Source organism: Streptomyces sp. NPDC003038 (genome assembly GCF_040611115.1).
Classification (GTDB): domain Bacteria; phylum Actinomycetota; class Actinomycetes; order Streptomycetales; family Streptomycetaceae; genus Streptomyces.
Window position 1 is genome coordinate 269,566 of the sequence record NZ_JBEXNN010000008.1, and the last position, 20,459, is coordinate 290,024.

Below are 20,459 nucleotides of genomic sequence, written 5' to 3' on the forward strand. Positions count from 1 at the left end.
CCTACCCTTCAACGGGTGAACCAGTTGATGTCCCGCGAGTCCCAGCCCGCCCAGCCCGCCGCGTCCGACCGGTCCGAGCTGCCCGGGAAACTTCCGGACCACCTGCGTGCCGAACTGATCGCCTTCCGCCGGGACCTGCACATGCACCCCGAGCTAGGACACCAGGAGTTCCGCACCACGGCGGCGATCAAGGCCCGGCTGGAGGAAGCCGGCCTGCGCCCACGGGTGCTGTCCTCCGGGACCGGCCTGATCTGTGACGTCGGCACCTGGGACGAAGCGCGGCGGAGCGCGTTCGAGGGTGGTGGCGGGCATCGGCAGGACGGCGTCCCGCCGATGCTGGCCCTGCGCGCGGACATCGACGCCCTTCCCATCCCGGACACCAAGACGCACGTCCCCTACCGCTCGACCTTCCCGGACCGCGCCCACGCCTGCGGTCACGACGTGCACACCGTGACCGTGCTCGGCGCGGGCCTGGTCCTCGCGGAGCTCGACCGCCAGGGCCTGCTGCCCCAGCCGGTGCGGCTGCTGTTCCAGCCCGCCGAGGAGGTGCTCCCGGGCGGGGCTACCGAAGCCATCGACTCCGGGGTCCTGGACGGCGTGGGCAAGATGATCGCGGTGCACTGCGACCCCCGGGTCGACGCGGGGAAGATCGGGCTGCGGGCCGGCCCCATCACCTCGGCCTGCGACCGGCTGGAGGTCAGCCTCGCCGGTCCCGGCGGGCACACCGCCCGGCCGCACCTGACGACCGACCTCGTGACCGCGGCCGCCCGGGTGGCCATCGACGTCCCGGCCGTGCTGGCCCGCCGGATGGACGCCCGGTCGGGCATGTCCGTCACCTGGGGCCGGATCGAGGCCGGACACGCCTGCAACGTCATCCCGATGCACGCCGAGCTGTCGGGGACGGTCCGGTGTCTGGACCTGAACGCCTGGCACGAGGCCCCCGACATGATCCACGCGGCGATCGACGAGGTCTCGTCCCTGTACGGGGCCAAGTTCGAGATCAACCACGTGCGCGGGGTGCCGCCGGTGGTCAACGACCCGGTGGTCACCGAACTGCTGCGCGAGGCAATGGCGGCCCGGTGCGGCATCGAGTCGGTCGAGGACACCGAGCAGAGCCTGGGCGGGGAGGACTTCTCCTGGTACCTGGAGCACGTGCCGGGCGCCATGGCCCGCCTGGGGGTCCGTACACCCGGCGACACCGTCAAGCACGACCTGCACCGGGGCGACTTCGACGTGGACGAGTCCGCGATCGCCGTCGGCGTGGAGTTCTTCACGGCCGCGGTCCTGCTGGACGGCCGACGCGCCCGGCCGCTCGGGTAAAGGCCCATACAACATCCGCGGTTCTCCCGGCGGACGCGTCCGGCCCTTGGTACGCAAGGGCTGGACACATCGGGAGTCACCAATCGGTCACCGTCCGATTCGCGACGATCCGATAACGACTCATGAACGGGCCTTTAACTGACATCTACGCGCGTTACGATCGCCGCGAAACCAGCGCCGGCCGTGGCGCTTCGGTCAGGTTTTGAAGGAGCCTCCCCTTGCGCCGGATCACCAGGATCGCCACTGTGGGCATCGCGTCCGCTGCGCTGGCCCTCTCGGCCACCGCCTGTGGCGGTAAGAAGTCGTCGGACACCGGAACCACCCAGGAAGCCGGCGCCGCCATCGCGTACGACATCGGTGGCCGCGGCGACCAGTCGTTCAACGACGCCGCCTACGCGGGTCTGCAGAAGGCCGAGACCGAGCTGAAGGTCAAGGGCGCCGAGGCGGAGCCCACCGACGGCGAGGGCGAGGCCGACAAGGTCCAGCGCCTCACCGAGCTGGCCCGCAAGGGCAACAACCCGGTCATCGGCGTCGGCTTCGCCTACGCCCCGGCCATCAAGAAGGTCGCGCCGAAGTTCCCGGACACCACGTTCGGCATCATCGACGACACCTCGGTGACCGGCACCAACGTGGCCAACATGGTCTTCAACGAGGAGCAGGGCTCCTACCTGGCCGGCGTCGCCGCCGCCAAGGTGTCCAAGACCGGCACGGTCGGCTTCATCGGCGGCGTCGAGGTTCCGCTGATCAAGAAGTTCGAGGCGGGCTTCGTCCAGGGCGTCAAGGACACCAACCCCAACGCCAAGGTGCTTTCCGGGTACCTGACGCAGCCGCCGAACATGGACGGCTTCTCCAAGCCCGACCTCGGCAAGGCCGCCGCGCAGGGTCAGCTCGACGCCGGCGCCGACGTGGTCTACGCCGCCGCCGGTCTGGCCGGCTCCGGTGCCATCGAGGCCGCCGCCACCAAGGGCAAGTGGGCCATCGGCGTCGACTCGGACCAGTACAACCAGGCCGGTCTGGCGAAGTACAAGGACCACATCCTGACCTCGGTCACCAAGGACGTCTCGGACTCCGTCTTCGACCTGATCAAGTCGGTCAAGGACGGCAAGCCGACCACCGGTGAGATCCGTTACGGCCTCGACAAGGACGGTGTCGGCCTGTCCGACTCCAACCCCGAGTACAAGAAGATGACCGACGTCATCGCCGCGGTGGAGAAGGCCAAGGCCGACATCATCGCCCAGAAGATCACGGTCAAGACCGCGCCGTAAGGCCGCGTCCGACACCTCATGTGGTCTCCGGGGTCCGGGAAGCGGTCTCTGCCGCTCCCGGGCCCCGAGCCGTGTCCTGTGGCCAGTCGGCCGCAAGTTTTCACTTCCGACAGTGCTACGCGCGTAGAGGCATCGTGGACGCGATAGCTTCTCTCCTCGCCCTGTCCCCCCTGCCTTCCGCTCCTTCCGCGCCAAGGAGAGTGCGTCATCAACGCGTCCAGCCCGCCCCCCGCCGTAGAACTCCACGGCATCACCAAGCGCTTCCCCGGCGTCGTCGCCAACAAGGACATCGCGATCACCGTCCGCAAGGGCACGGTCCACGCCCTCGTCGGTGAGAACGGCGCCGGCAAGTCGACCCTGATGAAGATCCTTTACGGCATGCAGAAGCCGGACGAGGGCACCATCGCCATCGACGGGGAACAGGTCTCCTTCCACCGCCCCGGCGACGCCATCGCCCGCGGCATCGGCATGGTGCACCAGCACTTCATGCTCGCCGACAACCTCACCGTGCTGGAGAACGTGGTTCTCGGCGGCGAGAAGCTCCACGGCATCGGCGCCAAGGCCCGTCGGAAGATCGAGGAGATCTCGGACGCGTACGGCCTCGGCGTACGCCCCGACGCCCTGGTCGAGGACCTCGGTGTCGCCGACCGTCAGCGCGTGGAGATCCTCAAGGTCCTCTACCGCGGCGCGAAGATCCTCATCCTCGACGAGCCGACCGCCGTACTCGTGCCGCAGGAGGTGGACGCCCTCTTCGACAACCTGCGCGAGCTCAAGGCCGAAGGCCTCACCGTCATCTTCATCTCGCACAAGCTCGGCGAGGTGCTGAAGGTCGCGGACGACATCACCGTCATCCGCCGCGGCACCACGGTGGGCACCGCCGACCCGCGCAGCACCACGACCAAGCAGCTCGCCGAGCTCATGGTCGGCGCCGAACTGCCGTCGCCGGAGACCCGCGAGTCCACCGTGACCACCACGCCCATGCTGACGGTCAAGGGCCTGACGCGCGCGGAGACCGGGGTGAGCACCCCGCTCGCGGCCACCGCACCGCCGGAGTCGCCCGCCGACTCCTACGTGCACGAGAGCGTCCCGGTCGGCCGGCTGCTGCTCGACGACATCACCTTCACCATCCACAAGGGTGAGGTCCTCGGCATCGCCGGTGTCGAGGGCAACGGCCAGACCGAACTGATCGAAGCCCTCATGGGCATGGCCTCCGCCGACGCGGGCGTGATCACGCTGGACGGCGAGGACATCACCAAGGCCCCGGTCCGCAAGCGCCGCGTGGCCGGCATCGGGTACATCCCCGAGGACCGCCACCGCCACGGCCTGCTGCTGGAATCCCCGCTGTGGGAGAACCGCATCCTGGGCCACGTCACCGAGGCGCCCAACTCCAAGCGCGGCATCCTCGACCCGAAGGCCGCCCGCAAGGACACCGAGCGCATCGTGCGCGAGTACGACGTCCGCACGCCCGGCATCGAGGTCACCGCGGCCTCGCTCTCCGGCGGCAACCAGCAGAAGCTGATCGTCGGCCGCGAGATGAGCCACCGCCCGAAGTTCCTCATCGCGGCCCACCCCACGCGCGGTGTGGACGTCGGCGCGCAGGCGCAGATCTGGGACGCGATCCGCGAGGCCCGCCGCGAGGGCCTGGCCGTGCTGCTGATCTCCGCCGACCTGGACGAGCTCATCGGCCTGTCCGACACCCTGCGCGTCATCTACCGCGGCCGCCTGGTCGCGGACGCCGACCCCGCGACCGTCACCCCCGAGGAACTCGGCACCGCCATGACGGGCGCCGCCTCCGGGCACCTGGAAGCAACCGACAACCACTCCGCCGGTGCCGACGCTGGTACCGAATCGCCGGAGGACGAGGCCCGATGAAGAAATTCGACAAGGACCGGCTGCTCCTGGCCGTCGCCGGCCCCGCGCTCGCGCTGGTCAGTGCCTTCCTGCTGACCATCGTCGTGCTCGCCGCGACGGGCGTGGACCCGATCGAGCCGCTGCGCCTGATGGTGGAGAACGCCGGCTACGAGGACGTTCAGGTCCTCATCGTGAACCAGGCCGGTACGTACTACCTGGCGGCCCTGGCGGTGGCCATCGGCTTCCGGATGAACCTCTTCAACATCGGCGTCGACGGCCAGTACCGCCTCGCGGCGATGGTCTCCGCGGTCGTTGGCACGGCCGTCGCCCTGCCCGGCCCGCTGCACATCCTGCTGATCGTGGTCGTCGCGATGATGGTCGGTGCCTTCTGGTCCGGCATCGCCGGTGTCCTCAAGGCCAAGCGCGGCGTCAGCGAGGTCGTCTCCACGATCATGCTGAACGCCATCGCGACCAGCCTGATCGCCTATCTGATCCTCCCGACGAACCTCGGCGTCCAGCCGCCCGGGTCCAACGACCTGACCACCGGCGACATCGCCGAGTCCGGCTGGTTCCCCGCGCTGCAGATGAACGACGGCCTGGAGATCTACGGCTTCACCTTCGTCGCCTTCGCGCTCGGCATCGTCTACTGGTTCGTGCTGGGCCGCACCCGCTTCGGCTTCGACCTGCGCGCCACCGGCGCCAGCGAGTCGGCGGCCCAGGCCTCGGGTGTGGACGCCAAGAAGATGATCATCACCTCGATGCTCATCTCCGGCGCCGTCGCCGGCCTCGCCGGCATGCCGGTGCTGCTGGGCGAGAGCCACACGTACAGCCTGTCCTTCCCGGTCGGTGTCGGCTTCACCGGCATCACCATCGCGCTGCTCGGCCGCAACCACCCGGTCGGCATCCTCTTCGCCGCGTTCCTCATGGCCTTCATCGACAAGGCCTCGGCCTCGCTCGACACGGCCGGGTACGCGAAGGAGATCGGCACGATCATGAAGGGCCTGATCGTGATCGCGGTCGTCGTCTCGTACGAGCTCGTCCGCCGCTACGGGATCCGCCGCCAGCAGCAGAAGGTCGGCGAGGAACTCGCCGCCGGTGGCGCCATCAAGACCGACAAGGAGGTCGCGGCGTGAGCACCAGCACCGTCTCCGCGACGAACGCCGCCCCCAAGAAGCCGGGCGGCCGCAAGAAGCTCACCCTGCCCTGGATCATGCTGATCATCGCGGGCGGCCTCGCGCTGGTCTCGCTGGTCCGCGTGATCAGCGGCGCGGACGACCTGACCTCGGTCGGCCAGGTCTCCGGCGCCCTCTCGCTCGCCGTGCCGATCGGCCTCGCCGGTCTCGGCGGCCTGTGGGCCGAGCGCGCGGGCGTCGTCAACATCGGCCTCGAAGGCATGATGATCCTCGGCACCTGGTTCGGTGCCTGGGCCGGCTACCAGTGGGGGCCCTGGAGCGGTGTCCTCGTCGGCATCGCCGGCGGCGCCGTCGGCGGTCTGCTGCACGCGATCATCACGGTCACCTTCAACGTCAACCACATCGTCTCCGGTGTGGCGATCAACATCCTGGCGCTCGGCTTCACCCAGTACCTGTCGAACTTCACCTTCGCCGAGGCGCCGGGCGGCTCCTCCAAGCAGTCGCCGCAGGTCGAGGGGATCTACAAGGTCACCGTGCCAGGGCTGTCCGACTGGATGGCGGATCTCCAGGCCACACACTGGTTCTTCGTCTCCGACCTCGGCGGCGTCATCGGCGGCCTGGTCACCGAGATCTCGCTGCTCACCGTCCTGGCCCTGCTGCTGATCCCCGGCAGCTGGTGGGTGCTGTGGCGGACCACCTTCGGCCTGCGGCTGCGGTCCTGCGGCGAGAACCCCGTCGCCGCGGAGTCGCTGGGCGTCAACGTCTACAAGTACAAGTACATCGCCGTGGTCGTATCGGGCGCGCTCGCGGGCCTCGGCGGCGTCTTCCTGTCGATCGTCGCCAGCCCCATCTACCAGGAGGGCCAGACCGGCGGCCGCGGCTTCATCGGCCTCGCCGCGATGATCTTCGGTAACTGGATGCCGGGCGGCATGGCCCTGGGCGCCGGCCTGTTCGGCTTCATCGACAGCCTCAAGCTGCGCGGCGGCGCCGAGAACGTCCACGCGATGCTGCTGCTGATCGCGATCCTGCTGCTGCTCGTCTGCGCCTGGCAGCTGTACAAGAAGAAGTACGTCCAGGCGGGCGTCTCGGCGGTCTTCGCCGTCCTGCTCTTCGTCTGGTACATGCTGACCGACGAGGTGCCGAGCCAGTTCGTGGACGCCGCCCCGTACGTGACGACCCTGCTGGTGCTCGCCCTGTCGGCGCAGCGGTTGCGGATGCCGAAGGCGGACGGGCTCCCGTACCGCAAGGGCCAGGGCAAGTGACGAACCCGGACCCGGCTCCCGCCCCGGACTGGGAAGCCCTGCGCGGCGCGGCCCGGGACGCCATGTCCCACGCGTACGCGCCCTACTCGGGCTTCCCGGTCGGGGTCGCCGCCCTCGTGGACGACGGCCGGGTCGTGACCGGCTGCAACGTCGAGAACGCCAGCTACGGGCTGGGCCTGTGCGCCGAGTGCGGGCTGGTCTCCTCGCTCCAGGCCACCGGGGGCGGCCGCCTCACGCACTTCACCTGCGTGGACGGCAAGGGACAGCTCCTGGTCCCCTGCGGGCGGTGCCGCCAGCTGCTGTACGAATTCGGCGGGCCGGACCTGCTGGTGGACACCCCGGACGGGATCGTCCCGCTGGCGGCGATGCTGCCGCAGGCCTTCGGGCCCGACCACCTGAGATAGCCGTGCGACGGCCCTTCGCCCCTGCCGGGCGGAGGGCCGTCGCCCTTCCTCCCTCCCCACCGCCTTCCGGCACCCCTCTCTTCACATCTCTTCAAAGCCACCTCTCTCTATGCGCGTAGAAGGAAGTCACCTCATGGACGTCATCTCCGTCATCCGGACCAAGCGGGACCGCGGTGAGCTGAGCCCCGAGCAGATCGACTGGGTCATCGACGCGTACACGCGCGGTGTCGTCGCCGACGAGCAGATGTCGGCGCTGGCGATGGCCATCCTGCTGAACGGGATGAACCGGGCCGAGATCGCCCGGTGGACGGCCGCGATGATCGCGTCCGGCGAGCGCATGAACTTCGACTCCCTCTCCCGCCCCACCGCCGACAAGCACTCCACCGGCGGCGTCGGCGACAAGATCACGCTGCCGCTCGCCCCGCTGGTCGCTGCCTGCGGCGCCGCCGTGCCGCAGCTGTCGGGCCGCGGCCTCGGCCACACCGGCGGCACCCTCGACAAGCTGGAGTCCATCCCCGGCTGGCGCGCGCTGCTCTCCAACGAGGAGATGCTGCACGTCCTGGACACGACCGGCGCGGTCATCTGCGCGGCGGGCGACGGCCTGGCCCCGGCGGACAAGAAGCTCTACGCGCTGCGCGACGTCACCGGCACGGTCGAGGCCATCCCGCTGATCGCCTCCTCGATCATGTCGAAGAAGATCGCCGAGGGTACGGGCTCCCTCGTGCTCGACGTGAAGGTCGGCAGCGGCGCCTTCATGAAGAACATCGAGGACGCGCGGGAGCTGGCGTCGACGATGGTCGCCCTCGGAACCGACAGCGGCGTCAAGACGATCGCCCTGCTCACCGACATGTCCACCCCGCTCGGCCTGACGGCCGGCAACGCGCTGGAGATCCGCGAGTCGGTCGAGGTCCTGGCGGGCGGCGGCCCCGCGGACGTCGTGGAGCTCACCCTGGCCCTGGCCCGGGAGATGCTGGACGCGGCCGGCATCAAGGACGCCGACCCGGCGAAGGCCCTGGCCGACGGCTCGGCGATGGACGTCTGGCGCCGGATGATCGCGGCGCAGGGCGGCGACCCCGACGCGGCGCTCCCGGTGGCGCGCGAGCGGCGCGTGGTGACGGCCCCGGCCTCGGGCGTCCTGACCCGCCTGGACGCGTACGGGGTCGGCGTGAGCGCCTGGCGCCTGGGCGCGGGCCGAGCCCGCAAGGAGGACCCGGTCCAGGCGGGCGCGGGCATCGAGCTCCACGCGAAGCCGGGCGACACGGTCACGGCGGGCCAGCCCCTGATGACCCTGCACACCGACACCCCGGAGAAGTTCGACTACGCCCTGGCCGCGCTGGAGGGCACGTACGACATCGCCCCGGCGGGCACGTCCTTCACGCCGTCCCCGATCGTGCTGGACCGCATCGCGTAGCCACCCCCGATCCCGCCGGCGCGGCCCCACGGGGGCCGCGCCGGCGCCGTCTCGTTCCGCGGCCCGGCGATGAGTTTCGACAGGCGGGGGAGTCCACCCCGCGTGGAGATCAAACGACTCGTCCTGCCCGGGCCCGAACCGACCGCGCAGGACACGGCCCGGCTGTGCGCGCGGCTGGCCCGGCTCTACGCGGCCGGTGCGAGCGCCGTGGTGTGCGATGCCAGTGCGGTCACCGCACCGGGCCTGGCCGCCGTCGAGGCACTGGCCCGGCTGCGGCTGACGGCGCGGGGGCGCGGGGCCTTCACCGTCACCGGTGCGGGGCCCGCCTACCGGGCCCTGCTCCGGCTCGTCGGGCTAGTCGAGCTGCTCGGGGAGGCCGAAGAGCGGGAACCACCGCTCGGTGTCCAGGAAGGCATTGAGCCCGACGATCCGGCCCTCTGAGATCTCCAGGACCTGGAGGGCCCACGGGGTGTGGCCCTTGCCGGAGGCCGCGGGCCGGTACTGCCCGAAGGCCGGCATGCCGTTCGCCGTCGTCGGGATCAGGCGCGAGCCCTTGCAGCCGATGCCCTGGTTCAGGTGCCAGGCGGCGATGTCCGCGTGACCCCGCAGCCACAGGTCGAACGGCGGCATCGACAGCACCGCGTCCTCGTGCAGGAGCGTGGTGAGCCGCGCGATGTCATACGCCTCGAAGGCCGAGAGGTACTGCTCCAGGAGCTGGGACTGGTCCGGGTCCAGTGGATCCGCCGGGTCGCTCTCGCGCAGCCCCTGGCCGGCGAGGGTCGCCCGCGCCCGCTGGAGCGCGCTGTTCACCGACGCCACCGTCGTTTCCAGCAGCTGTGCGACCTCGTCGGCCTTCCAGGCCAGCACCTCGCGCAGGATGAGCACGGCCCGCTGCTTCGCCGGCAGGTGCTGGAGCGCCGCGACGAAGGCCAGCCGTACGGATTCCCTCGCCAGCGCCATCTCCGCCGGGTCGGCGGTCTGCGGGAGCACCCGGCCGTCCGGGACCGGCTCCAGCCAGGTCACCTCCGGCCGCTCGTTGAGGACGGCGGAGGCCTGGTGCTGCGGGGCGGTGAGGTCCATGGGACGGGCCCGCTTGTTCCCGGCGTTCAGCAGGTCCAGGCAGACGTTGGTGGCGATCCGGTACAGCCACGACCGCAGTGAGGACCGCCCCTCGAACTTCTCGTAGCTGCGCCAGGCGCGGATGTACGTGTCCTGTACCGCGTCCTCGGCGTCGAAGGACGAGCCGAGCATCCGGTAGCAGTAGCCGGTGAGCTCGACGCGGTAGCGGTCCATCGCCGCGTCGAGGTCCGTGCCGGTCGCGAGGTCTGTCATGTCTGCCGATCCCCCTGGTAGAACCCGATACTTCGGAAACTACCGGAGGGGTCCGACAACGGCAGCCCGAAAGGCTACGTGCCCGGCTTGCGACCGTAGACGAACACGTCGTCGCCGTTCTTGAGCATGTCCCAGTACGCCTTGGCGTCGGCCGGGCGCATGTTCACGCAGCCGCCCGACCCGGGAGGGTTCCACATGCTCTTCTTGGTGGAGTGGAAGGCGATGCCGCCGTCGAAGAACTGCGAGTAGGGCATCGCCACGTTGTAGATCGTCGACCAGTGGTCGATGTTGCGGTAGTAGATCTTCTTCAGCCCGGTCCGCGTCTCCGTGCCGTCCTTCCCGGTGCGCACCGGGACCGGGCCGTACTTCAAGACCGCGCCGTCCTGGATCCAGGTGAGCTGCCGCGTCAGGTCGACGCAGGCGACGCGCCCCAGGTTGGCGGGGCAGTGCCCGTCCCGGTTCGGGGTGGTGCCGGCCGCCCGCTGGGCCAGCATCGTACTCATCGTCTGCCAGGTCAGCGGCCCGGCGTACCCCATGGTCGGGGTGATCCCGTGCCGGCCCTGGAAGGCCTGGACGGCCGCGCAATCGGCCGCCGACTGCCTGCCGTCCACCGGTCGGCCGAGGAACTGCTCGACCTGCCGCTGGTACGGCCCCGTCGTCACGTTGCAGGAGGCGGCCCGCGCCGTCCCGCCTCCCGCCACCACCATCGGTACGGCCAGCGCCATCGCCCCGCCCAGTACCGCCGCGGCCCGCCGCCTCGCGCGCGTGCGTATCGACCCCATCCGGTCCTCCCCTGACTCGCAGTACATTCCCCGGTTCAATGCCCGCTATACGGGAGGAGGTTCACGAGGGGGCGGCGTAGATTTCCTCAGCGCGCGAGGGTCGCCTCCGGCGTGAGCCTCCGCTGCGCGCGGGCCGCGCGGCTCCCGTACAGCGTGATCGACACGACGCCGAGCACGGCCAGCAGCGCGATGCCCACCGTGGCCGCCCAGCCGGCGCAGTGGTAGGCGAGCGCGCCCAGCGTGCCGCCGGCGCTGGAGCCGAGGTAGTACGCCGACTGGTAGAGGGCGGAGGCCTGCGCCCGGCCCGTCTTCGCCGTCCGGCTCACCGCGGAGGAGGCCACCGCGTGGCCCGCGAAGAATCCCGCCGTGATCAGGACCAGCCCCAGCAGGATCGCGGCCAGCGACCCGGCCAGCGAGAGCAGCAGCCCGAGGGCGGTGGTGGTCACGGCCAGGTACAGCGCGCCGCGCCGCCCCGTGCGGGCCACCAGCTGACCGGCGGCGGCGGAGGAGACCGTACCGACCAGGTAGATCAGGAAGACCGACCCGATCACGCCCTGCCCGAGGGAGAACGGCTCGTCCATCAGGCGGTAACCGATGACGGTGTACACGGCGCCGAAGACGGTCATGAACAGCGCGCCGATGCCGTACAGCCGCAGCAGCAGCGGATCGCGCAGGTGGCCGCGGACGGTCCGCCCGACCGCGCGCGGGTTCAGCGACGCCGGGCGGAAGAACCGGGCCCGGGGCAGCAGCACGAGGAACGCCACCCCGCAGAGCAGCGACATGACTCCGACGGCGGCGAGTCCGGCCCGCCAGCCGCCCAGTTGGGCCGCCCAGCCGGTGACGAGACGGCCGCTCATGCCGCCGATGGAGTTGCCCGCCACGAACAGTCCGATGGCGGCCACCAGCGCCTTCGGCTTGACCTCCTCCGCCAGGTACGCCATCGCGGACGCCGGGATACCGGCGATCGCCGCGCCCTGCACCGCGCGCAGCGCCACCAGCCATTCCAGGCTCGGCGCGAACGGCACCAGCAGGCCGACGCCGACGGCCACCACCATCGACCAGGTCATCATCCGGGTCCGGCCGAACCGCTCGGACAGCGCGCTGAGCGGGAGCACGAACAGCGCGAGCGCACCGGTGGCCGCCGACACCGTCCAGCTGGCCTGGCCCGCCGTCACGCCGAAGTCGCCGGAGATCGCGGGGAGCAGCGCCTGGGTGGAGTAGAGGAGGGCGAAGGTCGCGAGCCCGGCGGCGAAGAGCGCGAGGCTCAGGCGGCGGTAGCCGGGGCTGCCGGGTGAGTGGGCTTCGGGTCCGGCGCCCTGCGGCGCAGAGGTAAGGAACGACGAGGTGGAGGCACCCACGATGACGGGTGCCCCGGTATGAGCGGGAGGCATACGACGACGGTAGGGCCCCCTTTTTCATGCGTCCAATGCACAAATTCGCGATAATCGATCCACTCGTGCATCACCCCAGCTCAGGATGGCGTCTGTCGATGAACCGTTACGAAGAAGACATGGCGATGACACGTCTGCTGGCCCCGCGCCTCGCGTACTTCGCCGCGGTGGCCCGGCACGAGCACGTCACCCGCGCCGCGCACGAGCTGGGCGTCCCGCAGTCCACCCTCTCCCGCGCCATGGTCCGCCTCGAACACGACCTGGGCGTCACGCTGTTCGCCCGCAAGGGCCGCACCGTCTCCCTCACCACGGCGGGCCGCACCTTCCTGGCCTCCGCCGAACAGGCCCTGGACGGGATCGCCCGCGCCGCCGAATCCCTCCAGCTGGACGCCGACCCGGCCTTCGGCAAAGTCGCCTTCGGCTTCCTGCACACCCTGGGCCCCGAGACCGTACCCGGCCTGATCCGCGCCTTCCGCGCCGACCACCCGCGCGTGCGCTTCTCCCTCGTCCAGAACTACGGCGAAGCCATGCTGGAACGGCTCCGGACCGGCGAGCTCGACCTCTGCCTGACCTCACCGCTCCCCGACGCCCCCGACCTCGTCGCCCGCCGCCTCGACGAGCAACGGCTGCGCCTGGTCGTCCCCGACGACCACCGCCTCGCCACCCGCAAGCGCATCCGCCTCGCCGAGGCCGCCGAGGAAACCTTCGTGACCCTCGAACCGGGCTACGGCCTGCGCCGCATCACCGACGACCTGTGCGCGGAGGCCGGCTTCACCCCCCGCGTCGCCTTCGAGGGCGAGGAGGCCGAGACCCTGCGCGGCCTCGTCGCCGCCGGCCTGGGCGTGGCCCTCCTGCCGCCCCCGGCCGTGGCCCGCCCCGGCGTGGTCGAGCTGACGGTCACGGCCCCGCGCGCGGTCCGCGAGATCGGCGTGGCCTGGCTCGACGGCCACCCCGACACCCCACCGGTCGCAGAGTTCAAGCGCTTCCTGCTCTCCCGCCGCGGCCGCCTGATCCCGGAGCTGTAAGCACTCACGAGCCGCCCCGTCCAGCCCGGTCGGCGTTCGAGCCGCAGTTCCAGCCCCGCCGGCGTTTGAGGGGCGGGGTCTGGGGCGGAGCCCCAGGACCGGGCGCGGCCCGGCTCAAGCCTCCTCCTCCGGCTCCGGCGCCCACGGCGCGGCAGCGCCCAGCAAGTACCCCGCCTGAAAACGGGACTTCGCGCCCACCGCCCGCATGATCTCCGCGATGTGCCGCTGGCAGGTCCGCTCCGACATGCCCAGCCGGCGCGCGATCACCTTGTCCTCCAGCCCCTCCGACAGCAGCCGTACGATCGTCTGCCTCAGCTCGTCCGAGATCGACCGGGCCGCCTCCGGGCTCACCGTCGTCGGGAAGGGCTCCGCCTCCAGCCAGGACCGTTCGAAGGCGGCCGTCATGAAGTGCACGACATTCGGCTCGCGCACCACCAGCGCCGCCCCCGCGCGGTCCGGCACCGCCATCAGGCCCGTGTGGTCGTCGAAGACCAGCATGCGCATCAGCCCGTCGCCCAGCGTCCGCACCTGCGCGCCCAGCGCCGTCACCCGCTCCACGTACGCCGCCGTCGGCCGCGAATAGCGCGCCGTGTGCTGGTAGATCGTCCGCATCCGCACCCCGCGCGACAGCAGCGACTCGTCCCGCCCGATCGACTCCTCCAGGGTCTCCAGCGGCCTGCCTCCGCCCGGCTGCGAGGTCAGCAGCTCGCGCTCGCACGCCGCGACCAGCTCCCCGATCAGCGCGCGGACCGCCCCCAGGTCCGTGACCAGCTCCAGCCGCCCCGCCCCGCTCAGATCCCGGTGCGCGGTCCCCGCCTCGTACGCGGGCACCAGCGTCTCCAGCCGCTCCCGCACCCGGTCCATCTCGTCGTGGGTCTCCCGTGCGAGCAGCGCGAGCGGGGCCAGCGCCCGGGCCGCCGCCGCCCGGGGCGAGACCGCGCTCCACCGGTCCGCCCCGCCGTCGGGGGCCCGCTGGAGCAGATGCGCGGCGGCCAGCTCGGTGATCGCGGCGGCCGCGCGCACGCCGAGGGCCTCCGTCGCCTGGGCCGCGTCGAAGGCATGCCGCTCGACCGCATACGCGTACAGGCGCTGGGCCGCAGGGCTCAGCTCTGCGGATTCATCGGCTGGCATATGCATATTCGTCCCGGCCTGTGTCCGTTTATAAACCCCTCGTGTTTCCGCAAGGCGACAAGACGATGCCTGCGCGGCGGCCTTCGGCATATGCCGAAGGGGCACAGTGGCTGCACGGCGTGAGGGGAGAGCGCGGTATGCGGCAGCGGACACCGGGGGAAGGGCGAGAGCCCGTGGCCGTCCTGCTGAGTCCGCGACCCGCCGTGGTGGCGGCCGCCCGCCGTGCGGGCGCGCGCACCGTGGTGGTCGCGCCGGGTCCGTCGGTGCCATCCGACCGTGAGGGGGCGGAGCGGCGGGTACGGACGGACTGGCGCGACCACCGGCACCTCGTCGGAGCCGTCGGCAGGATGGAAGCGGTCCGCCGCGGCCACGCCGCGGTCTTCGGCTTCGACGCCGCCGGAGCACTGGCGGCCGCCCGCGCCAACGAGGAGCTCGGTCTGCCCGGCACCCCCACCGCGGCCGTCACCGCCCTCATGGACAAAGCCTCCCTGCGCGCCCGCTCCAACACCCTGCACCCCGGCCGTCCCGTCTCCTTCGCCCGCTGCGGCCGCGCCGCGCTGCTGCCCTTCCTCACCACCCTGATCGGATATCCCTGCGTCATCAAGCCCCGCGGGGGCGCCGACGGCGAGGGGGTGCGGCTCGTCCACGACGAGGCCGGGGCGCAGAGCGCGGCCCACGGCTACCCCGAGGTCACCGACCTCATCGTCGAGGAGTTCCTCGAAGGTCCTGAAGTCGCCGTGGAGGCCCTCTCCCAGGACGGCCGCCACCGTATCCTCGGCTGGACCCGCCGGCTGACGCGCCCCGATCTCACCCCCCTCGGGCACGAGCTGCCGGTCACCCTGGACACGGAGACCGCCGAGGCCGTACGAGCCCTCGTACGCGGCATCCTCGACCTCGCCGGACATCGCGACGGCCCCTCGCACACCGAGGTCATCCTCACCTCGCGCGGCCCCCGCCTCGTCGAGGCCCACGCCCGGCCCGGCGGCGAGCAGTTCACCCGGCTGCTGCGGCTCGCCCAGGGCACCGACGTCCTCGCCCTCGCCCTGGCCGCCGGGCTCGGCCTGCCGGACCCGGTGCGCAGCCCGCGCGCCGCGCACGCCGGGCTGCGGTACGTGGACTTCCCGCCCGGCCGCCGCCTCGACGGGGTCCGCCCGCGGCTCGCCGCGGCGCGCGCCGTGCCGGGAGTGGTCCGGGTGCAGGTGGAGATCCCGCTGGACGCCACCGTCCGCCGCGCCCCCACAGGGGCGCTGCACCACGCGTACGTCCTCGCGAGCGCCCCGACGGCGGGTTCCCTGGCCCGCACGCTCACCCGGGCCGCAGGCCTTCTGGGCGGCGCGTCGGAGCGGCGGGCGCGTCAGCCCGAAGGCGGCTTCGCGTAGTCGCCGAAGCCGGCCCAGTCCAGTACGACGCAGGGCTCGTCGCCCAGGGTCCAGGCGTCGTGCCCGGGCGCCACCTGGATGAAGTCGCCGGGGCCCGCTTCGCCGCTTTCCCCGTCGTCCATGACGATCTTCATGCGGCCGCTCACGACGTATCCAGCGTGAGCCGCCTGGCAGCTGTCCGTACCGGCCAGCGGCTTGACATGCTCCGACCAGCGCCAGCCGGGCTCGAACACCGCGCGGCCGACGGGCCCGCCATCCGTCTGGAGCAGGTCCAGCCTGCCCTTGCCGGCCTCGAACGGACGGGTCTCGTCCGCCGTGTCGAAGCCCCTGCTCACCAGACCTGCCATGGTCATCGCCTCCCGGAGAGAAGCCCCCGAGTCCTGGTCCTCCTTCTCACTCTACGCTCGGGCGGCCCGCCGGACCCGGGCCCCTCACCGCCGCAGCAGCCGCCCGTAACCGGAGGCCAGCGGCATCCGCAGACCCAGCGGCGGCGGAGCCGCCAGGGCGTCGGTCACCGGGCGGGAGTAGCGGCCGGAGAAGACGGAGCCGAGCACGAAGTCCACGGCCAGGGCGATCACTTCGGCCTGGTGCTCCCGCAGACCGTGTCCGTCCGAGTGCACCTCGAACCGACACGTCGAGCGGTTGGTCTTCTTCGCCCGGGCCGCCAGCCGGAAGGACGCCTCCGGATCGCTCCTCGCGTCGTTGGTGCCGTGCACGATCAGCACCTGCCGGCCCGACAGCTGTTTCACCGGTTCGGGCTGGTCGGCGCGGGCGGCCTCGCCCAGACAGGGGGACAGCGCCAGGACGGAGTTGACGGCGTCGTGCCCCGCCGCCCGCAGAGCGGCCCGGCCTCCGGCGTCGTAACCGGCGAGGCACACCGGCACGTCCCCGTACCGCCGGACCACCTCGTCCGCCGCCCACCCCGCCTGGTCCTCGCGGGAAGACGCCCCGCCGTGGACGACGGTGTGCGCGACCAGCCCCTCCGCCCCGCCCGCCCGGGCCAGTGCCCGCGCGAGCGGACGCACCGGACCGGGGGAGAATCTGGACGCCCCGGGAAGCAGGAGCACCACACCACTGACCGTCGAGCCCAAGCCGTTCGCGCCGGCTGCCCGCCCCAGGCGGGCACCGCGCGCCGGCGGCGCATGCTGTGCCATGCGCTGATTTTTGCAGGGGTCACCGGCTTCCGGCCCGGCCCTGAACGGACTTCTTTGAACGGAGTCCGGCCACGGACGGCAGGGCACGAGGCCGCCGCCCGCGAGGGGCCGGAGGTCAACGTTGGATATCGACCCGCCGTGGAGACGGTGCTCTACGCGCGTAGGAGCTAGAGTGCCCAGATGACGAGCGAGACCTCCAACCTGCCGACCCCGGATCAGATCCGCCGCGCCCCGAAGGTGCTCCTGCACGATCACCTCGACGGTGGACTGCGCCCCGGGACCATTATCGAGCTGGCCCGCGACGCCGGCTACGAGAACCTCCCCGAGACCGACGCCGACAAGCTCGGCATCTGGTTCCGGGAAGCCGCCGACTCCGGCTCCCTCCCGCGCTATCTGGAGACGTTCGCGCACACCTGCGCCGTCATGCAGACGAAGGCGGCCCTCTTCCGGGTCGCCGCCGAGTGCGCCGAGGACCTGGCCGAGGACGGCGTGGTGTACGCCGAGATCCGCTACGCCCCCGAGCAGCACCTGGAAGCCGGCCTGACCCTCGAAGAGGTCGTCGAGGCAGTGAACGACGGCTTCCGCGAGGGCGAGCGCCGCGCGAAGGCGGGCGGCCACCGCATCCGCATCGGCGCCCTGCTCACCGCGATGCGCCACGCCGCCCGCGCGCTGGAGATCGCGGAGCTGGCCAACCGCTACCGCGACAACGGAGTGGTCGGCTTCGACATCGCCGGCGCCGAGGCCGGGTTCCCTCCCACCCGCCACCTCGACGCCTTCGAGTACCTCAAGCGCGAGAACAACCACTTCACCATCCACGCCGGCGAGGCCTTCGGCCTGCCGTCGATCTGGCAGGCCCTGCAGTGGTGCGGCGCCGACCGCCTCGGTCACGGTGTGAAGATCATCGACGACATCGCGGTCGCCGCCGACGGCTCGGTGACGCTGGGCCGCCTGGCCTCGTACGTACGGGACAAGCGCATCCCCCTGGAGATGTGCCCCACCTCGAACCTGCAGACGGGCGCGGCCCTCTCGTACGCCGACCACCCGATCGGTCTGCTGCGGAAGCTGCACTTCAGGCTCACGGTCAACACGGACAACCGGCTGATGAGCGGCACCAGCATGAGCCGCGAGTTCGAGCACCTGGTCGAGGCCTTCGGCTACTCGCTCGACGACATGCAGTGGTTCACCGTCAATGCGATGAAGTCCGCGTTCATTCCTTTCGATGAACGACTGGCCATGATCAACGAGGTGATCAAGCCGGGTTATGCGGAGCTGAAGTCGCAGTGGCTGTTCCAGCAGACCGCTTCGACCAGCGGTTCTGTCTCGGCCTAGACCGGGGCGTGACGGACTGAAGGCGCCCGGGAGGGGCAATTCCCGGGCGCTTTCTCATATTTAAGTATGTTTGCGGGCGGGGGTTTGAAGTGACTAGTTTGCGGAGCCGCTCAATTCCCCGTCGCAAGGACAATTCTTCATGAAGCAGTCAGCTGCCAAGACCCTCGGTGTCGCCGCCCTCGGTGCCGCCTTCGCCGCCGTCGCCGCCGGGAGCGCCTCGGCCGCCGTTCCCGCGATCGGTGTCACCGACGCGCTGAGCACCGTCACCGGTGCGACGCAGTCGCTTACCAGCCAGCAGAGCGTGGGCGCCGCGGAGGGCGAGACCCAGGCGAGCGACCCGGCCGCGGCCCTCGGCCCGGTGACCGGCCTGCTCGGCGGTCTGCCGACCAGCGGCCTCGGCGCTTGATCCGTACCGCTTGATCCCTGCCGCGATCCGTACGCGGTTCGTACGCGTGCACGCGTGGCGCACACCGCTTCGACCAGGTGTGCGCCACGTCGCGCCGTGTGCCACGATCACCACCAACTGCCCGCCGACGCACGGGGTATGAGGTCTCGGTCATGCGCATGAAGGCACGAGCGACGATGGTCGCGCTCCTCCCCGCCCTGCTCCTCACGACAGTGGGATGCGGCGGTACGGACACCCCCGCGGCAGGCAGGACCCCGGACCCCAAGGGGTCGGCGGCGGGGCACGCCCCAGGCGCGCCCGGCGCCCCGGCCGCCTCCGCCGCGCCGAAGGCCGGCGGGACCCGGCTGGAGCGGTCCGCGCTGGAACAGGGCGACCTGGCCGGCTACCAGATCTCCGCCCAGGGCAAGAACCCGAACGCCCCGGACGGCCAGCCGCAGGCCGACCGCAAAGCCTGCCAGCCGCTGGCCGACATCATGGGTGACAAGCCGGATCCGGCGGCCCGCGAGACCGTCAACCGGGGCATCGGCTCCCAGAAGCAGGTCGGACTGGCCGTCTCGGCCTCCGTCAGCTCCTACACCGAGAGCGACGCCAAGGCGCTGATCAACCGTCTCAAGGCCGCCGTGCCCGCCTGCGGTACGGGATTCACCGCCACGGTCGAGAAGCAGACCGGCAGCTACCGCGACGTGCGGCCCGCCTCGTACAAGAGCGCCGGCGACGAGAGCGTCAGCTGGACCACGACCGCGTCCGCCCAGGGCGTCTCGGCGCAGGTTCACCTGGTCGTCGTGCGCGAGGGCGCCACCGTCGTACGGCTGATGGCGCTCAATGTCGCGGCGGCCGGGCAGAAGGCGCGGGTGCCGCAGGAGGTGGCGGACAAGCAGCTGGAAAAGGTCCGGCAGGCCCGCTGATCACTCGGACGTCACTCGGACGTCACTCGGTCACCACTCGGAGATCACTCGGTCATCCGGCGATCACCAGGCGGTCGAAGCGGACTTCTCGTTCGGCAGCAGCAGCCACAACGCCAGGTAGACCAGGAACTGCGGACCGGGCAGCAGGCACGAGACGACGAATATGGTGCGCATCGTGCCGGCGGACATTCCGAAACGCCGCGCCAGTCCGGCGCAGACGCCGCCGATCCAACGACCGTCACGGGGGCGGACAAGGGCGCTCATGGGATTCTCCTTGTTTCGGGCTGGATTTCGGGTCGCTACTCGGCGAACCAGCACCGCGAGCGATGCCTCAATACTCCCGCGGAACCGCCGAAAGAACCTCGGTCCAGGGGCCGAGCCCGACCCTGGTAATTCTCGGGGTGGGCCCCTGAGAAACCGCGAGCGAACGCCGCAGGCGGGCCCGCAGGGCCGGTACGACGGCCACGTGCGCGAGCACCATTCCGGCGGTGTTCAGCAGGAGCGAGTCCACATCGACCACACGGCCCGGGACGGCGGTCTGGAGCATTTCGATGCTCAGCGACAGCAGCACGCCCGCGGCGGCGGTCCGGGCCAGCGACGACCAGGCCGCCAGCGGTGACGGCGCGAGCCGCCCGCTCACCAGCGGCAGCAGCACCCCGAGCGGGGCGAGCAGTGCCAGACCCTCCCCGATCCGCCGGGCGGCCTCCAGCGGCCCGTAGGCGAGGTCCGCTCTGATCCCCTCCAGCGGCGTCAGGTTGGCGGCCGCTGCCCAGGGGATGTCCAGGGGCCGCAGGGTCAGCCAGCCGACGACGAGGAGATGAGCGGCCAGCAGGGCCCCGGCCAGGAGCCGGGCCCGGAATCGGATGGCGGTGGCGGCGCTGCCGCCTGCCTCATGACGCTGCACAGCGGCGAAGACGCACCATCCGGCAGCCACGGTTCCGCCCCGGAGGGGGTGTGGTGCGGAGCACGCCCGCAGCAC

The 20,459-nt window shown here is 71.5% G+C and carries 21 protein-coding genes; 13 read left to right on the forward strand and 8 right to left on the reverse strand.

The window, feature by feature from the left end:
- Positions 1-27: 27 nt before the first annotated feature.
- The 8 genes from ABZX75_RS13760 to ABZX75_RS13795 all read left to right on the forward strand — a co-directional run bounded on the left by ABZX75_RS13760 (position 28) and on the right by ABZX75_RS13795 (position 9,087).
- Positions 28-1,320, forward strand: a complete 1,293-nt coding sequence (locus ABZX75_RS13760; protein WP_355410378.1) for an amidohydrolase — start codon at positions 28-30, stop codon at positions 1,318-1,320.
- Between the two features lie 218 nt (positions 1,321-1,538).
- Complete coding sequence (locus ABZX75_RS13765; RefSeq protein ID WP_355410337.1) at positions 1,539-2,585, forward strand: BMP family ABC transporter substrate-binding protein; 1,047 nt, start codon at positions 1,539-1,541, stop codon at positions 2,583-2,585.
- Positions 2,586-2,792: 207 nt separating this feature from the next.
- On the forward strand, positions 2,793-4,457 hold the full coding sequence (locus ABZX75_RS13770) for an ABC transporter ATP-binding protein (RefSeq protein ID WP_355410379.1): 1,665 nt from the start codon (positions 2,793-2,795) through the stop codon (positions 4,455-4,457).
- Entirely contained in the window at positions 4,454-5,569 is a 1,116-nt protein-coding gene (locus ABZX75_RS13775; protein ID WP_355410338.1) for an ABC transporter permease, read from the forward strand. The genes ABZX75_RS13770 and ABZX75_RS13775 overlap by 4 nt, the downstream gene beginning before the upstream one ends.
- Positions 5,566-6,831 (forward strand): ABC transporter permease, encoded by a 1,266-nt coding sequence (locus tag ABZX75_RS13780; RefSeq protein WP_355410339.1) that lies wholly within the window; start codon positions 5,566-5,568, stop codon positions 6,829-6,831. Before ABZX75_RS13775 ends, ABZX75_RS13780 begins: the two co-directional genes overlap by 4 nt.
- Complete coding sequence (locus tag ABZX75_RS13785) at positions 6,828-7,235, forward strand: cytidine deaminase (RefSeq protein ID WP_355410340.1); 408 nt, start codon at positions 6,828-6,830, stop codon at positions 7,233-7,235. Before ABZX75_RS13780 ends, ABZX75_RS13785 begins: the two co-directional genes overlap by 4 nt.
- Positions 7,236-7,368: 133 nt before the next feature.
- A complete protein-coding gene (locus ABZX75_RS13790) occupies positions 7,369-8,646 on the forward strand; it encodes a thymidine phosphorylase (protein ID WP_355410341.1) in 1,278 nt (425 codons plus the stop codon).
- A 102-nt stretch (positions 8,647-8,748) separates the two neighbouring features.
- Positions 8,749-9,087: an STAS domain-containing protein gene (locus tag ABZX75_RS13795; RefSeq protein WP_355410342.1), complete on the forward strand. Its 339-nt coding sequence runs from the start codon at positions 8,749-8,751 to the stop codon at positions 9,085-9,087.
- Here the strand turns inward: ABZX75_RS13795 and ABZX75_RS13800 are convergent.
- From ABZX75_RS13800 to ABZX75_RS13810, 3 genes are all read right to left on the reverse strand, one after another.
- Complete coding sequence (locus ABZX75_RS13800; protein WP_355410343.1) at positions 9,001-9,978, reverse strand: sigma-70 family RNA polymerase sigma factor; 978 nt, start codon at positions 9,976-9,978, stop codon at positions 9,001-9,003. The two genes, ABZX75_RS13795 and ABZX75_RS13800, sit on opposite strands and share 87 nt — an antisense overlap.
- 74 nt (positions 9,979-10,052) lie before the next feature.
- On the reverse strand, positions 10,053-10,703 hold the full coding sequence (locus ABZX75_RS13805) for a L,D-transpeptidase family protein (RefSeq protein WP_355410380.1): 651 nt from the start codon (positions 10,701-10,703) through the stop codon (positions 10,053-10,055).
- 143 nt (positions 10,704-10,846) lie between these two features.
- A complete protein-coding gene (locus tag ABZX75_RS13810) occupies positions 10,847-12,151 on the reverse strand; it encodes an MFS transporter (RefSeq protein WP_355410344.1) in 1,305 nt (434 codons plus the stop codon).
- A 98-nt stretch (positions 12,152-12,249) separates the two neighbouring features.
- On the opposite strand from ABZX75_RS13810, the gene ABZX75_RS13815 reads away from it, so the two are divergent.
- Complete coding sequence (locus ABZX75_RS13815) at positions 12,250-13,176, forward strand: LysR family transcriptional regulator (protein WP_355410345.1); 927 nt, start codon at positions 12,250-12,252, stop codon at positions 13,174-13,176.
- 114 nt (positions 13,177-13,290) lie between these two features.
- Here ABZX75_RS13815 and ABZX75_RS13820 read toward each other — a convergent pair whose 3' ends face one another.
- On the reverse strand, positions 13,291-14,307 hold the full coding sequence (locus ABZX75_RS13820) for a helix-turn-helix transcriptional regulator (RefSeq protein ID WP_355410346.1): 1,017 nt from the start codon (positions 14,305-14,307) through the stop codon (positions 13,291-13,293).
- Between the two features lie 173 nt (positions 14,308-14,480).
- Between ABZX75_RS13820 and ABZX75_RS13825 the strand changes: the two genes are divergently transcribed.
- Positions 14,481-15,686, forward strand: coding sequence for an ATP-grasp domain-containing protein (locus tag ABZX75_RS13825; RefSeq protein ID WP_355410347.1), 1,206 nt, complete (start codon positions 14,481-14,483; stop codon positions 15,684-15,686).
- Here the strand turns inward: ABZX75_RS13825 and ABZX75_RS13830 are convergent.
- Positions 15,662-16,033, reverse strand: a complete 372-nt coding sequence (locus ABZX75_RS13830; protein ID WP_355410348.1) for a cupin domain-containing protein — start codon at positions 16,031-16,033, stop codon at positions 15,662-15,664. The two genes, ABZX75_RS13825 and ABZX75_RS13830, sit on opposite strands and share 25 nt — an antisense overlap.
- Positions 16,034-16,117: 84 nt before the next feature.
- Positions 16,118-16,840 carry an alpha/beta hydrolase gene (locus tag ABZX75_RS13835; protein WP_355410349.1) on the reverse strand — a complete coding sequence of 241 codons (723 nt, stop codon included), beginning with the start codon at positions 16,838-16,840 and terminating at the stop codon, positions 16,118-16,120.
- A gap of 180 nt (positions 16,841-17,020) precedes the next feature.
- Here ABZX75_RS13835 and ABZX75_RS13840 point away from each other — a divergent pair, with 180 nt between their 5' ends.
- From ABZX75_RS13840 to ABZX75_RS13850, 3 genes are all read left to right on the forward strand, one after another.
- Positions 17,021-18,169: an adenosine deaminase gene (locus tag ABZX75_RS13840; RefSeq protein WP_355410350.1), complete on the forward strand. Its 1,149-nt coding sequence runs from the start codon at positions 17,021-17,023 to the stop codon at positions 18,167-18,169.
- Between the two features lie 139 nt (positions 18,170-18,308).
- Complete coding sequence (locus tag ABZX75_RS13845; protein WP_355410351.1) at positions 18,309-18,575, forward strand: hypothetical protein; 267 nt, start codon at positions 18,309-18,311, stop codon at positions 18,573-18,575.
- 152 nt (positions 18,576-18,727) lie between these two features.
- Positions 18,728-19,480, forward strand: a complete 753-nt coding sequence (locus tag ABZX75_RS13850; RefSeq protein WP_355410352.1) for a hypothetical protein — start codon at positions 18,728-18,730, stop codon at positions 19,478-19,480.
- Positions 19,481-19,543: 63 nt separating this feature from the next.
- Here ABZX75_RS13850 and ABZX75_RS13855 read toward each other — a convergent pair whose 3' ends face one another.
- Both ABZX75_RS13855 and ABZX75_RS13860 read right to left on the reverse strand, forming a co-directional pair.
- A complete protein-coding gene (locus tag ABZX75_RS13855) occupies positions 19,544-19,744 on the reverse strand; it encodes a PspC domain-containing protein (RefSeq protein ID WP_355410353.1) in 201 nt (66 codons plus the stop codon).
- 67 nt (positions 19,745-19,811) lie between these two features.
- Positions 19,812-20,384: a VanZ family protein gene (locus ABZX75_RS13860; protein WP_355410354.1), complete on the reverse strand. Its 573-nt coding sequence runs from the start codon at positions 20,382-20,384 to the stop codon at positions 19,812-19,814.
- Positions 20,385-20,459: the final 75 nt, after the last annotated feature.

Coding starts and splice junctions, on each gene's coding strand:
- ABZX75_RS13760 (WP_355410378.1), top strand. CDS start 28: ATGTCCCGCGAGTCCCAGCCCGCCCAGCCCGCCGCGTCCGACCGGTCC.
- ABZX75_RS13775 (WP_355410338.1), top strand. CDS start 4,454: ATGAAGAAATTCGACAAGGACCGGCTGCTCCTGGCCGTCGCCGGCCCC.
- ABZX75_RS13790 (WP_355410341.1), top strand. CDS start 7,369: ATGGACGTCATCTCCGTCATCCGGACCAAGCGGGACCGCGGTGAGCTG.
- ABZX75_RS13800 (WP_355410343.1), bottom strand. CDS start 9,978: ATGACAGACCTCGCGACCGGCACGGACCTCGACGCGGCGATGGACCGC.
- ABZX75_RS13805 (WP_355410380.1), bottom strand. CDS start 10,703: ATGGCGCTGGCCGTACCGATGGTGGTGGCGGGAGGCGGGACGGCGCGG.
- ABZX75_RS13810 (WP_355410344.1), bottom strand. CDS start 12,151: ATGCCTCCCGCTCATACCGGGGCACCCGTCATCGTGGGTGCCTCCACC.
- ABZX75_RS13815 (WP_355410345.1), top strand. CDS start 12,250: ATGAACCGTTACGAAGAAGACATGGCGATGACACGTCTGCTGGCCCCG.
- ABZX75_RS13820 (WP_355410346.1), bottom strand. CDS start 14,307: ATGCCAGCCGATGAATCCGCAGAGCTGAGCCCTGCGGCCCAGCGCCTG.
- ABZX75_RS13830 (WP_355410348.1), bottom strand. CDS start 16,033: ATGGCAGGTCTGGTGAGCAGGGGCTTCGACACGGCGGACGAGACCCGT.
- ABZX75_RS13835 (WP_355410349.1), bottom strand. CDS start 16,840: ATGGCACAGCATGCGCCGCCGGCGCGCGGTGCCCGCCTGGGGCGGGCA.
- ABZX75_RS13840 (WP_355410350.1), top strand. CDS start 17,021: ATGACGAGCGAGACCTCCAACCTGCCGACCCCGGATCAGATCCGCCGC.
- ABZX75_RS13845 (WP_355410351.1), top strand. CDS start 18,309: ATGAAGCAGTCAGCTGCCAAGACCCTCGGTGTCGCCGCCCTCGGTGCC.
- ABZX75_RS13850 (WP_355410352.1), top strand. CDS start 18,728: ATGCGCATGAAGGCACGAGCGACGATGGTCGCGCTCCTCCCCGCCCTG.
- ABZX75_RS13855 (WP_355410353.1), bottom strand. CDS start 19,744: ATGAGCGCCCTTGTCCGCCCCCGTGACGGTCGTTGGATCGGCGGCGTC.